Source organism: Caulobacter sp. FWC26 (assembly GCF_002742645.2).
Taxonomy (GTDB): domain Bacteria; phylum Pseudomonadota; class Alphaproteobacteria; order Caulobacterales; family Caulobacteraceae; genus Caulobacter.
This window is the reverse complement of record NZ_CP033875.1, coordinates 4,345,602-4,360,387: the sequence shown is the minus strand read 5'-3', so window position 1 is coordinate 4,360,387 and position 14,786 is coordinate 4,345,602. Positions and strand designations below refer to the sequence as shown.

16 protein-coding genes and 2 tRNA genes are annotated in these 14,786 nt (G+C 66.3%); 14 read left to right on the top strand and 4 right to left on the bottom strand.

Annotated features, from left to right (window positions below):
- Nucleotides 1–142: 142 nt before the first annotated feature.
- The 9 genes from CSW63_RS22400 to ptsN all read left to right on the top strand — a co-directional run bounded on the left by CSW63_RS22400 (nt 143) and on the right by ptsN (nt 6,542).
- Nucleotides 143–229, top strand: a tRNA-Leu gene (locus CSW63_RS22400).
- Nucleotides 230–382: 153 nt separating this feature from the next.
- The gene (locus tag CSW63_RS22395) at nt 383–1,000 is read left to right on the top strand and encodes a ribonuclease D (protein ID WP_062096705.1); all 618 of its coding nucleotides are present in this window, start codon (nt 383–385) and stop codon (nt 998–1,000) included.
- A gap of 7 nt (nt 1,001–1,007) precedes the next feature.
- A complete protein-coding gene (gene lptC / locus CSW63_RS22390; RefSeq protein ID WP_062096703.1) occupies nt 1,008–1,628 on the top strand; it encodes an LPS export ABC transporter periplasmic protein LptC in 621 nt (206 codons plus the stop codon).
- 59 nt (nt 1,629–1,687) lie between these two features.
- A complete protein-coding gene (locus tag CSW63_RS22385; RefSeq protein WP_062096982.1) occupies nt 1,688–2,242 on the top strand; it encodes an LptA/OstA family protein in 555 nt (184 codons plus the stop codon).
- An 8-nt stretch (nt 2,243–2,250) separates the two neighbouring features.
- On the top strand, nt 2,251–3,009 hold the full coding sequence (gene lptB, locus CSW63_RS22380) for an LPS export ABC transporter ATP-binding protein (protein WP_062096701.1): 759 nt from the start codon (nt 2,251–2,253) through the stop codon (nt 3,007–3,009).
- A 136-nt stretch (nt 3,010–3,145) separates the two neighbouring features.
- Nucleotides 3,146–4,639 carry an RNA polymerase factor sigma-54 gene (gene rpoN, locus CSW63_RS22375; RefSeq protein ID WP_062096699.1) on the top strand — a complete coding sequence of 498 codons (1,494 nt, stop codon included), beginning with the start codon at nt 3,146–3,148 and terminating at the stop codon, nt 4,637–4,639.
- Between the two features lie 49 nt (nt 4,640–4,688).
- Nucleotides 4,689–5,303 (top strand): exopolysaccharide biosynthesis protein, encoded by a 615-nt coding sequence (locus CSW63_RS22370; protein ID WP_062096698.1) that lies wholly within the window; start codon nt 4,689–4,691, stop codon nt 5,301–5,303.
- Between the two features lie 63 nt (nt 5,304–5,366).
- The gene (gene hpf / locus CSW63_RS22365) at nt 5,367–5,993 is read left to right on the top strand and encodes a ribosome hibernation-promoting factor, HPF/YfiA family (RefSeq protein ID WP_062096696.1); all 627 of its coding nucleotides are present in this window, start codon (nt 5,367–5,369) and stop codon (nt 5,991–5,993) included.
- An 84-nt stretch (nt 5,994–6,077) separates the two neighbouring features.
- Nucleotides 6,078–6,542 (top strand): PTS IIA-like nitrogen regulatory protein PtsN, encoded by a 465-nt coding sequence (gene ptsN, locus CSW63_RS22360; RefSeq protein WP_062096695.1) that lies wholly within the window; start codon nt 6,078–6,080, stop codon nt 6,540–6,542.
- Nucleotides 6,543–6,555: 13 nt separating this feature from the next.
- Here the strand turns inward: ptsN and CSW63_RS22355 are convergent, their stop codons facing one another.
- From CSW63_RS22355 to CSW63_RS22340, 4 genes are all read right to left on the bottom strand, one after another.
- The gene (locus CSW63_RS22355; protein ID WP_062096693.1) at nt 6,556–6,825 is read right to left on the bottom strand and encodes a DUF1150 family protein; all 270 of its coding nucleotides are present in this window, start codon (nt 6,823–6,825) and stop codon (nt 6,556–6,558) included.
- 85 nt (nt 6,826–6,910) lie between these two features.
- A complete protein-coding gene (locus CSW63_RS22350) occupies nt 6,911–7,339 on the bottom strand; it encodes an Hsp20 family protein (protein ID WP_062096691.1) in 429 nt (142 codons plus the stop codon).
- Between the two features lie 169 nt (nt 7,340–7,508).
- Nucleotides 7,509–7,584: transfer RNA gene (locus CSW63_RS22345), tRNA-Ala, on the bottom strand.
- A gap of 215 nt (nt 7,585–7,799) precedes the next feature.
- Nucleotides 7,800–8,267, bottom strand: coding sequence for a TIGR02300 family protein (locus tag CSW63_RS22340; protein WP_062096689.1), 468 nt, complete (start codon nt 8,265–8,267; stop codon nt 7,800–7,802).
- A 118-nt stretch (nt 8,268–8,385) separates the two neighbouring features.
- On the opposite strand from CSW63_RS22340, the gene aroA reads away from it, so the two are divergent.
- From aroA to CSW63_RS22315, 5 genes are all read left to right on the top strand, one after another.
- A complete protein-coding gene (aroA, locus tag CSW63_RS22335) occupies nt 8,386–9,726 on the top strand; it encodes a 3-phosphoshikimate 1-carboxyvinyltransferase (protein ID WP_062096688.1) in 1,341 nt (446 codons plus the stop codon).
- A gap of 2 nt (nt 9,727–9,728) precedes the next feature.
- A complete protein-coding gene (gene cmk, locus CSW63_RS22330; RefSeq protein WP_062096686.1) occupies nt 9,729–10,370 on the top strand; it encodes a (d)CMP kinase in 642 nt (213 codons plus the stop codon).
- A gap of 148 nt (nt 10,371–10,518) precedes the next feature.
- Nucleotides 10,519–12,228: a 30S ribosomal protein S1 gene (gene rpsA, locus CSW63_RS22325; RefSeq protein WP_062096684.1), complete on the top strand. Its 1,710-nt coding sequence runs from the start codon at nt 10,519–10,521 to the stop codon at nt 12,226–12,228.
- 113 nt (nt 12,229–12,341) lie between these two features.
- The gene (locus tag CSW63_RS22320) at nt 12,342–14,318 is read left to right on the top strand and encodes a DUF3857 domain-containing protein (RefSeq protein WP_062096775.1); all 1,977 of its coding nucleotides are present in this window, start codon (nt 12,342–12,344) and stop codon (nt 14,316–14,318) included.
- A 128-nt stretch (nt 14,319–14,446) separates the two neighbouring features.
- Nucleotides 14,447–14,737, top strand: coding sequence for an integration host factor subunit beta (locus CSW63_RS22315; RefSeq protein WP_010921415.1), 291 nt, complete (start codon nt 14,447–14,449; stop codon nt 14,735–14,737).
- Nucleotides 14,738–14,786: the final 49 nt, after the last annotated feature.

Sequence of the window (14,786 nt, the reverse complement as noted above, 5' to 3'; positions counted from 1 at the left end):
TACATGCGATGAGGCCGGAATTAGACGACCGCGCGCCGGTTCGCAACGAAATCACGATTTGTCGTTTTTTCGCTGTTGACGCGGCCGGAGGCTTTCCCTAAACGTCCCGGCCTCGCGGCGACCTCACCGGTTGCGACAGCGGGCCCAGGTGGCGGAATTGGTAGACGCGCTGGCTTCAGGTGCCAGTGACCGAAAGGTCGTGGAGGTTCGAGTCCTCTCCTGGGCACCACCCCTTGTCTGGCTTCATTGCGGAGCTCGGGGTGGCGCCGGTAGTACGGCGGATAGCTAATCCGTTCATCGTGAGTATAAGTGTCGCGCGCTTACATCGAGCGCGTGGTTCGGCGCGTCGATGCGCCGAGACTTCGCCGGAGACGTCTTAGAGTTGGCCAATTTCGTTCATGAGGGCGATCTGCCCGACGGCGTCTTCGCGGACGCGGAGATCATCGCGATCGATTCGGAGACCATGGGCCTGCGCCTGGGACGCGACCCGCTCTGCGTGGTGCAACTCTCGGCCGGCGACGGCGACGCGCACGTCGTGCGCCTGAACCGTCCGGCCTATGACTGCCCGAACCTCAAGGCGCTGCTGACGAATCCGAAGATTCTGAAGCTTTTTCACTTCGGACGCTTTGATATCGCCATGTTCGAACTCCATCTGGGGGTCGTGACCGCGCCCGTCTACTGCACCAAGATCGCCAGCAAGCTGGCTCGCACCTATACCGACCGCCACGGCCTGAAGGACGTGACGCGCGAACTCTTGGGCGTGGAGCTGTCCAAGGCTCAGCAGTCGTCGGACTGGGGCGCGCCGTCGCTGAGCGCCGACCAGGTGGCCTACGCCGCCTCCGACGTGCTGCACCTGCACGCGCTGCGCCTGAAGCTGAACGCCATGCTCGAGCGCGAGGGCCGTATGGCCCTGGCCCAACACGCCTTCGACTATCTCCCCCACCGCGCCTCGCTGGATCTGGCTGGCTGGGAGGAGATGGACATCTTCGCTCACACCTGAGGACCTGATGCAGACCGCCGCGGTCATGACCGGACGATCGATGAGCGCCGACCTCGCGCGCTGGCGCCGTCGCTCGCGCCGCGTGCGGGCGGCGCGTGTCGTTCTGCCGGCCGCGATCGGGGTGCTGCTGGTTGCGGTGACCGCCCAGGTCGGGTGGCGAACCTATACCGCCGCCGCCCGGGCCCCGGCCGAGGCCCGCACCGAAATCCGACTGATCACGCCCAGGTTCTACGGACAGTCGACGGACGGCCGCAGTTTCATGATCACGGCGCGTTCGGCGATCCGGGACGACGCCGACCCGCGTCGCATCATCCTGGAAGAGCCGGCGCTGACGCTGGACCCGGGCTCGCCGACTCCGACGCGGATGACCGCCAAGCATGGGATCTATCGGCAGGACACCTTCGGTCTGAACCTCAAGGACGATGTGCGCCTCGATGACGGAACGGGCTATCGCTTCGCCTCGGAGGAGTCGTTCGTCGACACCCGCACGGGCGACGTGACCGGCGAGACCCTGATGAACGGCGAAGGGCCCAGCGGACAGGTGCAATCCCAGGCCTACTCCGTATATGACAAGGGCGATCGCATCGTTTTCCGGGGCGGGGTTCGCGCGCGGTTCGAACGGCAGTAAAGAGAAATGGCGCGGGTTCGCTTTGGACGCGGACCGCGACGGATGAGGACATGGTTCTGATGAAGCGATGGACGGCTGCGGCGATGACCGCGTTGATCCTGTCTGGCGTGGGCGCCGGCGGAGCGGCTTTTGCTCAGCAGGGCGGATCCAGCGCGCCGGTGGACGTCTCCGCCGACAATCAGGAAACGATCAACAGCAAGTGCCTCATCATCTTCACGGGGCGGGTCGAGATCCTGCAGAACCGGTCGCGGCTGCGCGCCGAGAAGGTGACGATCTACAACGCCAAGCGCCCCACGGCTGAGAACGCCAATGCGTGCGGTTCCGCCGAGCGCATGGAGGCCGAGGGAACCGTCTACCTCGTCAGCGACCAGCAGAACGCTCGCGGCGATCGCGCCGTCTACACGTTCAGCAACAACACGGCGGTCCTCACCGGGGACGTCATCGTGGTCAAGGGCAAGGACGTCGCCCGCGGCGATCGCCTGACCGTCAACACCAAGACCAACGACGCCAAGCTGGAGTCGACGAGCACCGGGCGCAGCGCCCAGCGTCGCGTGCGCGCGGTGTTCTATCAGGACGACGCCCCGAAGTCCGACGCGCCGGCCGAGCAGCGCTAGGATCACGGATGACCCTGACCTCCAACGACATGGACGGCCTGTTCGTCGATTCCGTGGGCAAGTCGTTCGGCGACCGTCCGGTCGTCAAGAACGTGTCCCTGCGCCTGAAGCGCGGCGAGGTGGCGGGTCTTCTGGGCCCCAACGGCGCCGGCAAGACGACTTGCTTCTACATGGTCACCGGCCTGATCGCCGCTGACTACGGCGCGATCTATCTGGACGGCGAGAACATCACGGCCCAACCGATGTTCCAGCGCGCCCGGCTTGGCGTCGGCTATCTGCCGCAGGAAGCCTCGATCTTCCGGGGCATGACGGTCGAACAGAACGTCATGGCCGTGGTCGAAATGCGCGAGCGCGACCCGCGCAAGGCCCGCGAGCAGGTGACGAGCATCCTCGAGGAGCTGCGGATCACCCATATCCGCAAGTCTCCGGCCGTCGCCCTCTCGGGCGGTGAGCGCCGCCGCGTAGAAATCGCCCGCGCCCTCGCCAGCGAACCCTCGTTCATGCTGCTGGACGAGCCCTTCGCCGGCATCGACCCCTTAGCGATCGCCGACATCCGCGAGGTCATCGGCTATCTGAAGGGGCGGGGTATCGGCATTTTGATCACCGACCACAACGTCCGCGAGACGCTCGACATCATCGACCGCGCGTCGATCATCCATGCGGGCGAAGTGTTGTTCGAAGGCTCGCCGCGCGAGATCGTAGAAAACCCGGAAGTGAAGCGCGTTTATCTGGGCGAGAGCTTCACCGAGCCGCGTCTCGGCGATTAAAGTCTTGTTTAGCAAGGCCTAAGCGCTTTTCGGCACAGATGGTCGCACCGGCCCGATAATTGCAGGCGTTGGCGACCCGTTAACCAGAACCGCTCTTCAATGGCGCTCGAAGTTTTTCGTACGTCAGGAGGGCGCATTGGCGCTCAGCCACCGACTAGAGCTCCGGCAGGGCCAGGGCCTCGTCATCACCCCGCAACTGCAGCAGGCCATCAAGCTGCTGCAGCTGTCGAACATCGAACTCGACGCCTTCGTCGAGGCGGAGCTGGAGCGCAATCCGCTCCTGCAACGCGATGAGGGCGATCACGAGCCGACGGGCGAGGTCGAAGCCCCGCAGGACGCCAGCCTGACCCAGGTCGACGCGGTCGCCGACACCACGGCCGGCCGCGAGATGGACGCCCCGTCCGAGGACGTCTCGCCCGGCGAACGCGCTACGGGCGACGGCGCGGAAGCCGAGCACGCGGGCGGCCAGATCGACTGGTCGCGCGCTGGCGGCGGCGGTTCGTTCGAGAGCGACGACGGTTATGAACGCGCCCTCACCGACACACCGACCCTCGCTGCGCACCTGCGCGCCCAGCTGGTCCAGGCCGCGCTGTCGCCGGCGCGCAACGCGGTGGCCGAGATCCTGATCGACGCGGTCGACGAGGGCGGCTACCTGCGCCTGGACATCACCGAGCTGGCTCAGCGCCTGGGTTGCGAACTGGCGCTTGTCGAGGAGATCCTGGCGGTTCTGCAGGGCTTTGAGCCGGTCGGCGTCTTCGCCCGCGACGTGCGCGAGTGTCTGGCGCTGCAGCTGAAGGATCTCAACCGCTACGACCCGGCCATGGCCGCGATGCTCGATCACCTTGAGCTGCTGGCCAAACGGGATCTGGCGAGTCTGCGCCGGATCTGTGGTGTCGACGATGAAGATCTGCGCGACATGATCGCCGAGATCCGGTCGCTCAATCCCCGTCCGGGCGCGGCCTACCACAGCGAGCCGGCCGAGACCCTGGTGCCCGACGTCATGGTCCGCGAGGGGCTGGGCGGCATGTGGCACGTGGAGCTCAACACCGACACCCTGCCGCGCGTGCTGGTCGACCAGCGCTACCACGCCCGCGTCTCGAAGGGGGCGCGCAGCGATCAGGAGAAGACCTTCGTCGCCGACTGCATGGCTTCGGCCAACTGGCTGGTGAAAAGCCTGGACCAGCGCGCCAAGACCATCCTGAAGGTCGCCAGCGAGATCGTGCGCCAGCAGGACGGTTTCTTAGCGTTCGGCGTCGAGCACCTGCGTCCCCTGAACCTGAAGACGGTCGCCGACGCGATCGGCATGCACGAGAGCACGGTCAGCCGCGTCACCTCCAACAAGTACATCGCCACCCCGCGCGGCGTCTTCGAGCTGAAGTTCTTCTTCACCTCCGCCATCCAGTCCTCGGAAGGCGGCGAGGCCCACTCGGCCGCCAGCGTCCGTCACAAGATCAAGGGCCTGGTGGACGCCGAGAAGTGCGAGGCCGACGTCCACTCCGACGATCGCATCGTTGAGATTCTCAAGGCGGCCGGGGTCGACATCGCCCGTCGGACCGTGGCCAAGTACCGCGAGGCCATGCGGATCCCCTCTTCGGTGGAGCGGCGGCGCCTGATGAAAGAGGCGGTCTGATCCCGCCTCTTTTTCGTCTCCCGCGCGTTCCCGTGCGGGCCGAGAGGATTTGATGAGCGAAAAGAGCCTGGCGGACGTGATCGAGGGCTTTGGCGAGGACGCCAGCCCCACCCTGACCGTCGGACAAATGCTGGCGGCGTTCGATAGCCGTGCGTTCGGCGCGATGCTGCTGGTGTTCGGTCTCCTGAACACCCTGCCGCTTCCGCCCGGGTCTTCCACCATTCTGTCGCTGCCGATCCTGTTCCTGGCCCCGCAGATCGCGATGGGCGCGGACACGCCGTGGCTCCCGCGGGGCCTGATGGAAAAGCCTTTGAAGCGCGACGACCTGCGCGGCCTCTTCCGCCGCCTCGCCCCGATCGTCCGGAGCATGGAGTTGATCACCCGGCCAAGGCTGCGGCCTTTGTTCGCACCCTTGGGCGAACGCGCGATCGGCGTGGTCTGCACCCTGCTGGCCCTGGTGCTGGTTCTGCCCATACCGTTGGGCAATCTGGCCCCTGGCGCCACCGTCGCCGTTTTGGCCCTGGCGCTGCTCCAGCGCGACGGAATCCTGGCCCTGCTGGGTTATCTGATGGCTATGGGCAGCGGGGCGCTTCTGTTCGTCAGCGCCCACGTCGTTGTGCTGACTGTCCGCAAACTTCTGGGGGTATTTTCGGGGCTCATTTGAGGTCGCTCAAAAGCCACGAAAGCGCCGCTTGACACCCGTCTGCGACAGGCGCGTTGTATCGGTATGCAAGTCCAAGTCTCCGGCAAGCATGTCGACGTTGGTGAGGCTCTGCGAGCGCGAGTCTCCGACGAAATCGCTCAAAGCATCGGCAAATACTTCGATCGCGGCGGAGCCGCCGAGGTCGTAGTCAGCAAGGACGGCTACGCCTTCCGTGTCGATTGCTCGGTCAAGCTGGCTTCAGGTCAGCAGCTTATCAGCCACGGGTCCGGCGGCGACGCGCACGCCGCCTTCGACGCGGCCCTGGCCAAGATCGATACGCGCATCAGGCGCTATAAGAGGCGACTTAAGAGCCACTCTGCGGCGGCGACGGCCAAGAAGGTCGAGAACGCCGCGATGTTCGTCCTCCGGGCGCCTGAAGGCGACGATATCGACGAAGGCTGGGATGTTGAAGACGACCACCCGACGGGCGCGCCCGCGGCGATGGTCATTGCGGAAACCCAGGCCGCGATGAAGACGATGACCGTTTCCATGGCTGTCATGGAACTGGACTTGACCGGATACCCGGCAATCGTGTTTAGGAACGCCGCCCATGGGGGGATCTCCGTGGTCTATCGACGTCCAGACGGGAATATCGGCTGGATCGACCCCGAACGCACGAAGTCGAACGGAAACGGGTCAACCGCGAGCTAACCAGACCGTGTCATGGTTTGGCGCCGTCGGTGATTTCCGTCGACGGCGCCAAGGCGGTCGGAAAACAGCGAGCGTTGGAAGTCCATGACCATTGGCGATCTTCTCGAACCCGGAGCGGTGGCGCTGCGCGCCAGCGCGCCCGGCAAGCGCCAGGTCCTGTCGATGGTCGCGGACATCGCCGGCCGGGTGCTCGGCGTCGATCCCGAAGCGGTTCTCGAGGGACTGGTCGAGCGCGAAGCCGCCGGCTCGACGGGCGTCGGCGAGGGCGTGGCCATTCCCCATGCCCGGGTCGAGGGCCTGGACCGGGTGCGCGCGGTCGTGGTGAGGCTGGACACGCCTGTGGCCTTTGACGCGCTCGACGACAAGCCCGTCGACCTTCTCGTAGCCCTGTTCGCCCCACGCGACGCCAACGCCCAGCACTTGCGCGCCCTGGCCCGGGTCGCGCGGATGATGCGCCAGCCCGAACTCCGGTCGGCGCTGAGACAGGCGCGTTCGGCGGACGCCATCCACGTCCTGCTCACGGACCTGCCGGCCAGCACCGCCGCCTGAGGGCGTTCCTGATTTAGTGGACGGACACCGGCGCCAGCTCGTGAGCGAGCGCGGCGGCGATCGCCGTATCGCGGTCGATCATGACCGCCAGACGCGCGCCATCGGCGCGGCACACCGCGTAGAGCGTCTGATCGGGCGACAGATTGAAGTCCTCGACGCCTTCAGGCGCGTCGGCCAGAATTTCGGCGGCCTTGATGGGCCTGACATAGACAAGCTCCGGCGCGCCAAGGGCTGCGAAGGCCTCGCTTGTGAAAGGCCGGCCATGTTGGGTGTTGGGCGTCATAAGACCACCTCCTTCGTTGAGGGAACGCGCTGTACTCCGCGCGGTTCAGACCGCCGCGGCCCAAGGCGGGTTCCGCGCGGCGTTTTCAGCCCGCGCTGCGGATCGGGATTTTCTTAACCAGGCGTTCGGGAGCCGGGCGGGCCAGGTCGATGTGCAGCAGGCCGTGCTCCAGCGTGGCGGCCGTAACCTCCATGCCCTCGGCGAGCACGAAGGTGCGCACGAAGCCACGCGCCGCGATCCCGCGATGCAGGAAGGCGCGCTCGGCCTCGGATCGGCCGTCGGCGCTCTCGCGCTTGCCCGCGACGACCAGCTGCCCGCCCTCGACGGTCACATGCAACTGGTCGGGCGCGAAGCCGGCCACCGCCAGCGTGATGCGCACGCCGCCATGATCGGCCTGTTCCACATTGTACGGGGGGTAGCTTTCCGCAGCGGCCTTGGCGGCGCGCTCGATCAGGTCTCGGGTATGCTCGAAGCCCAGCAGGAAGGGGCTGTCGAACAGGATCGTCCGGGTCATCGCGAAGTCCTCGCTGAAGCGACTTCGTTCGCGGCGGCAGGCCCGAGGATCGGCGCCGATCGCCGCGACACGACTCCAGACATGGCGCGCGGTAACGCTCGGTTCAAGAGGAGGGGATGTGCGGGGCGCTAAAATGGGCAAGGCCCGGACGTTTCCGTCCGGGCCTTGATGGTGGAGCTAAGCGGAGTCGAACCGCTGACCTCTTGAATGCCATTCAAGCGCTCTACCAGCTGAGCTATAGCCCCAAATATTTCTGAGAAAACCTAACGGTAACTCTCGGAAATCCTTGGTCTCTTCGGCGTTTCAGACTTGCGTCGCCCCCCGAAGAGGCGCGGAAACTAGTCCGGGATTTTTTTGGGATCAAGTCTCTTCTCGAACTTTTTTCGAGAAAAATGTCGCAGCCCCAAAAACGCCTGTGGACAGCCGGTTTCGACAGGATCGAAGCCGGCTGTCCGCTGGATCAGTCGTCGTCACCCTCGCCCGGGAGACCTTCGATCTCCTCGTCGAGAATGTCGTCATCGTCCTCGTCCTCCAGGAACGGAACGTCGTCAGCGTCCTCGGCTAGGTCCTCGTCCTCGGCGAAGTCGACGCCTAGGTCGTCACCGCCGGCCGGCGTCGGCGCGCCCGGATCGACGTCTTCGTCGTCGGTCTCGACGACGTCGGCCTCGGCGGCCTCGTCGATTTCCGGCGTGTCGTCGACTTCGTCCTCGTAACCGTCGACCTCCTTGGGCGCGACCACTTCCTTCTCGTCGTCGGAGTCATAGTCCGGCGTGACGGCGCGAGCCCGGACGCGGCGCGATTTCAGCGCTTCTTCCGGGTCGAACTGCTCACCGCACTTGGGGCAGACGGCGGGACGACGGTTGAGGTCGTAGAACTTCGATTGGCAGTTGGGGCAGATTTGTTTTGCGCCCAAGTCGGGATTGGCCAAGTTGGCGACCCTTTGATCCTGATGGGAAAAGCGGCGGGTGACTTGCCATGGCGAGAGCCCGCTGTCAAAAGCAAACCCCTTCGCGAAAACCACCAAATACTAAGGAGCCGGTTTCGGCATGTCGCTGGCTGGATTGAAGAGCGCTCCCGGAGGCGCTCTGCGAGGGATCGTGCGCGCTCCGGGAGACAAGTCCATTTCGCACCGTTCGATGATCCTGGGCGCGCTCGCGACCGGGACGACGACGGTCGAGGGTCTTCTGGAGGGCGACGACGTTCTCGCCACCGCCCGGGCCATGCAGGCCTTCGGCGCGCGGATCGAACGCGAGGGCGTGGGTCGCTGGCGCATCGAGGGCAAGGGCGGCTTCGAGGAGCCCTCCGACGTCATCGACTGCGGCAACGCCGGCACCGGCGTGCGCCTGATCATGGGCGCTGCGGCGGGCTTTCCGATGTGCGCCACCTTCACCGGGGACCAGTCGTTGCGCGGCCGCCCCATGGGCCGCGTGCTGGACCCGCTGGCCCGCATGGGCGCGACCTGGCTGGGCCGCGACAAGGGGCGACTGCCGCTGACTTTGAAAGGCGGGTCGTTGCGCGGCCTGCAATACACCCTCCCCATGGCCTCGGCGCAGGTGAAGTCGGCCGTCCTGCTGGCCGGCCTGCACGCCGAAGGCGGTGTGGAGGTGATCGAGCCCGAGGCCACCCGCGACCACACCGAGCGCATGCTGCGCGCCTTCGGCGCCGAGGTGATCGTCGAGGATCGTGTCGCGGGCGAGAAGAGCATCCGCCATATCCGCCTGCCCGAGGGCCAGAAGCTGGCTGGAACCCATGTGGCCGTGCCCGGCGATCCGTCGTCCGCCGCCTTCCCGTTGGTCGCCGCCCTGATCGTTCCCGGCTCGGCGGTGACGGTCGAGGGGGTGATGCTCAACGAGCTGCGCACCGGCCTGTTCACAACCTTGCAGGAGATGGGCGCGGATCTCGTCATCTCGAACGTCCGCGTCGCCAGCGGGGAAGAGGTCGGCGACATCACCGCCCGCTATTCGCAGCTCAAGGGCGTGGTCGTGCCGCCCGAGCGTGCGCCGGCGATGATTGACGAGTATCCGATCCTGGCCGTGGCGGCCGCCTTCGCCGATGGTCCGACCGTCATGCGCGGCATCGGTGAGATGCGCGTCAAGGAAAGCGACCGTATCGCCCTGACTGCAGCGGGCCTTCAGGCCTGCGGCGTCACGGTCGAGGAAGAGCCGGAGGGCATGACCGTGGTCGGGACCATGGGCGGCAACCACCCTGTGCGGGGCGGCGGCCTGGTCCACACCCACGGCGACCACCGGATCGCCATGAGCCACCTGATCCTGGGCATGGCCGCCCAGAGCGAGGTCGCGGTCGATGAGCCCGGCATGATCGCCACCAGCTTCCCCGGCTTCGCCGACCTGATGCGAGGTCTCGGCGCGACGCTCTCGGAGGCCTGAGCATGGCCTTCGTGATCGCCGTGGACGGGCCGGCCGCGTCTGGCAAGGGCACGATCGCGGGGCGCCTGGCGGCGCTTTACGGCTATCCGCTGCTGGACACCGGCCTGCTCTATCGCGCGGTCGGCGTCGCGATCCTGGACGGCGCGGGCGATCTCGACGATCCGATCGCGGCGGAGGCCGTGGCGCGGTCGCTTGACCTATCGGCGCTGGACCGGGCCGAGGTGCGAACCCGCGCCGCCGGCGAGGCCGCCAGCCGTTGCGCGGTGCATCCGGGGGTCCGCGCGGCCCTGCTCGACCTGCAGCAGTCGTTCGCCGCGCGCGAGCCGGGCTCGGTCATCGACGGCCGCGACATCGGCACGGTGATCGCGCCGCACGCCCCGGCCAAGCTCTACGTCACCGCCCGCCCCGAGGTGCGCGCCGAGCGCCGCTGGAAGCAGCTGACGGGGCAGGGCGAGGACGTCGCCTTCGAGGATATTCTGGCCGACATTCACAAGCGCGACGCTCGAGACGGCGGCCGTAAGGATGCGCCGATGACCCAGGCGGCCGACGCCGTCTTGCTCGACACGTCGGAAATGACTATAGAGCAGGCCTTCGATGCGGCCCGCCGTATCGTCGAGGACGCGCGCGCCCGTCACCGGCTCTAGCCGGAGGGGCAAATCCACCGCCGGCCTCGCCGCGATCGAGAACATCGCGGGCCCGCTTTCAAACCCACTTCATCCGGAATCCCGAGAACCGTCTTTCCGGCGGCGCTCATCCAAGGGCTTCCCCCAACCTACGAGACTAAAGATCAGCATGGCTGACGATATGAGCTTCAACCCGACGCGCGACGATTTCGAAGCGCTCCTCAACGACTCCATGGGCGGCCGCGACTTCGCGGAAGGCACCGTCGTCAAGGGCAAGGTCGTCGGGATCGAAAAGGACTTCGCCATCATCGACGTCGGTCTGAAGACCGAAGGCCGCGTCCAGCTGAAGGAATTCGGCGTCGACGAGAACGGCAAGGCCACCGTGAAGGCCGGCGACACCGTCGAAGTCTTCCTGGAACGCCTCGAAAACGCGATGGGCGAAGCGGTCATCAGCCGCGAGAAGGCCAAGCGCGAAGAAGCCTGGACCCGTCTGGAAGGCGTCTACGCCCGTAACGAGCCCGTCATGGGCGCGATCGTCGGCCGCGTGAAGGGCGGCTTCACCGTCGACCTCGGCGGCGCCTCGGCCTTCCTGCCGGGCAGCCAAGTCGATATCCGTCCGGTCCGCGACGTCGGCCCGCTGATGGGCAAGGAACAGCCCTTCGCCATCCTGAAGATGGACCGTCCGCGCGGCAACATCGTCGTCTCGCGTCGCGCCATCCTGGAAGAAGCCCGCGCCGAGCAGCGCACCGAACTGGTGTCGCAGCTGCAAGAGGGTGAAATCCGCGAAGGCGTCGTCAAGAACATCACCGACTACGGTGCGTTCGTCGACCTGGGCGGTATCGACGGCCTGCTGCACGTCACCGACATGAGCTGGAAGCGCGTCAACCACCCGAGCCAAGTGCTCGCCGTGGGCGACACCGTGAAGGTCCAGATCGTCAAGATCAACCCGGACACCCAGCGCATCTCGCTCGGCATGAAGCAACTGCAGTCGGATCCGTGGGACGGCGTTGAAGCCAAGTACCCGGTCGGCGCCAAGTTCACCGGCCGCATCACCAACATCACCGACTACGGCGCCTTCGTGGAGCTGGAAGCCGGCGTCGAAGGCCTGGTGCACGTGTCGGAAATGTCGTGGACCAAGAAGAACGTCCACCCCGGCAAGATCGTCTCGACCTCGCAGGAAGTCGACGTCGTGGTCCTGGACGTCGATCCGTCCAAGCGCCGCGTCTCGCTGGGCCTGAAGCAAGCCCTGGCCAACCCGTGGGAGGCCTTCCTGGAAGCCCACCCGGTCGGTTCGTCGGTCGAAGGCGAAGTCAAGAACGCGACCGAATTCGGTCTGTTCGTCGGCCTCGACAACGACATCGACGGCATGGTGCACCTGTCGGACATCGACTGGAGCGTCCCGGGCGAAGAAGCCATGGCCCGCTACAAGAAGGGCGACATGGTCAAGGCGAAGGTTCTCGACGTCGACGTCGAGAAGGAACGCATCTCGCTGGGCATCAAGCAACTGGCTGGCGACCCGATGTCGGGCGACACCTACCGCAAGAACCAGACCGTGACCGTCACCGTCACGGAAGTCACCTCGGGCGGCATCGAAGTCCGCTTCGGTGAAGACGACGCCCCGATGACCGCCTTCATCCGCAAGTCGGATCTGTCGCGCGATCGTCAGGAGCAGCGTCCGGAGCGCTTCGCCGTGGGTGACCGCGTCGACGCCCAGATCACCAACGTGGACAAGGCCGCGCGCCGCGTCTCGCTGTCGATCAAGTCGCTGGAAATGGCCGAAGAGAAGGAAGCCATCGAGCAGTTCGGCTCGTCGGACTCCGGCGCTTCGCTGGGCGACATCCTGGGCGCGGCCCTGCGCGAGCGGGCCTCGAAGGACTAAGCTTCGTCTTCCATAGACGTTGAAGTTGGCGGCGGCTGGAGCGATCCAGCCGCCGTTTTCTTTTGCGCGAGATTCTGCCACAACGCTCGAGGGTTGAGTTTGTGGGGGTGTTCGTGCGGGGCGTTTGGTTTCGGGGTTTGCAAGGCGCGGCCGTCGCCGTGGGCTCCATCGCCGTCTTGGCGGGCTCGGCTTGGGCCGACGAGAAGCCCAGCTATGGTCCGCCGGCCAGATGGGTGCAGGTGGCGGAGGTTCCCGCCCCGCCCGAGGATGACCAGGCGCCGTCGAACCAGTTGCTGTTGAACGACAACCAGTCCCAGCACGACAACACCGGTTCGGCCTATTACGTTCGTCGCGTCGTCAAGGTGCTCAAGCCCGAGGGGCTGCAAGGCGGATCGCGCTCGGTGACCTGGGACCCCGTCCGCGACAAGGTCACGCTCCATACCCTCGCCATCATCCGCGATGGACGGCGGATCGATCTTCTCAAGCAAGGCCAGGACGTACTGGTGCTGCGCCGTGAGAAGAACCTGGAGCGCGCCATGCTGGACGGGCGGATGAGCGCGACGATCCAGATCAAGGACCTCCAGGTCGGCGACGTGGTCGACTGGTCTTACACCCAGGAGCACAGGGAAGCGCTGCTGGACGGCCGCACCAACGACTTCGAGAACATGGCCTGGAGCGGCGTGGCCGGTCGGTTCCGTGTACGCCTGCTGTGGCCCGACGGGACGCCTCTGACCTGGCGAACGACGCCCGGCTTCCCGCAGCCCAAGCTCTCCAAGACCGGCAAGATCAACGAGCTCATGGTCGACGTCGCGAGCGTCAAGCCGCCGAAGACGCCGATCGGCGCGCCGGCGCGGTTCCAGCGGCTGGGCGCTCTGGAGGCGACGACCTATACCGGCTGGGCGGACATCTCGCGCCTGATGGCCCCCCTCTACGCCAAGGCCTCGGAACTGTCGGCGGACTCGTCGCTGCGGCCAGAGATCGCGGCGATCGCGGCGGCCAGCGCCGACCCGAAGATCCGCGCGTTCAAGGCGCTCCAACTGGTCGAGGACAAGACGCGCTATCTGTTCCTTGGCATGGGCGACGGCGGCTACAAGCCCGCCTCGGCCAACGAGACCTGGGCCCGTCGCTTCGGAGACTGCAAGGGCAAGACGGTGCTGCTGCTGGCGGTCCTACGCGAACTCGGGGTCGAGGCCGAGCCCGTGCTGGTCTCCACCACCGGCGGCGACGGGCTGGAGGAGCGACTGCCGTCGGCGGCGCTGTTCAACCACGTGCTGGTTCGGGCCCGTATCGCCGGCAGGAGCTATTGGCTGGACGGCACACGTTCGGGCGACGTGGGCGACATCGACGGCCTGCGGCCGCCGCCTTTCCGTTGGGCCCTGCCATTGCGCGCCAACGGCGCGGCCTTGGAGGAGATTGTTCAGACGCCGCTTGGCAAGCCGGACACCGACGGCCTGATCCGGATCGATGCTTCGGGTGGGCTCGACAAGCCGGCGCCGATCACCATGACCACGGTGATCCGGGGCGACGCGGCGCTGAGCTTTGCGCGCGCTCTGCGCACCGCGCCGCGGGCCGATATCGAACGCGGCCTGAAGCAAAGCACCTCGTCCACGATGAGCTGGGTGAACATCGAAAAGATCGACTTCGATGTTTCCCCGAACGGCGAAGCCAGGATCACATTGGGCGGCACGGCCGACCTGGATTGGAAGATGAACGACGATCTGGGGGTGCGTGAGTTCCATATTCCTGGTTCGGGCTCGGGCAAGGTGTCGGCCTTTCCGCGCCGCGAGCCGGGCCCCAACAGCGATGCGCCCTTCATGATCGCCTTTCCGACCTATATGGCCGGCGTTGTCGAGATCGTGCTTCCCGGCAAAGGCGAGGGCTTCTCCGTGAAGGGGCCGAACTGGACGGGCGTGCTGGCCAGTCGCGAGGTCTCGAAGACCGCCGTGATCAAGGACGGTGTCGCGAGGTTCTCGGAATCGAACCGCAGCCTTGCGCGGGAGCTCCCGTTCAGTCAGGCCGAGGAGGCCAACAAGACGCTTAGGCGCCTGGCGGGAGAGCCTCAGATCGTCCGCGCGCCGAAGGGGATGTGATCGTCCGCATCCCTACGCATTAACCGAACCGCGTTCGAGAATTTCATGCAACCCCTTGAAGACTCAGCCGTCGTTGGGCAAAGGTCCGCTCGCGCCTTTCTCCTCCCAGGGGCGTTCCGGGGATTTCGATGATCAAGTCCGAACTCATCGCCAGGCTCGCGAATGAAAATCCGCACCTGACGCAGAAGGATGTCGAACGCGTCGTCGGCGTGATCCTGGAACGCATGATCGGGGCCCTGGAAGACGGCGGCCGTGTGGAGCTTCGCGGCTTCGGCGCCCTGTCGGTGCGTTCGCGCCCGGCGCGCACCGGCCGCAACCCGCGCACAGGCGAAGCCGTGGATGTCCGCGCCAAGCACGTGCCGTTCTTCAAGAGCGGTAAGGAACTGCGCGCGCGCCTCAACGCCGACGGCGACGAATAACAACAATCATGACCTGGGCTTGACCCCAGGTCGCGAACGCCCGCAGCTT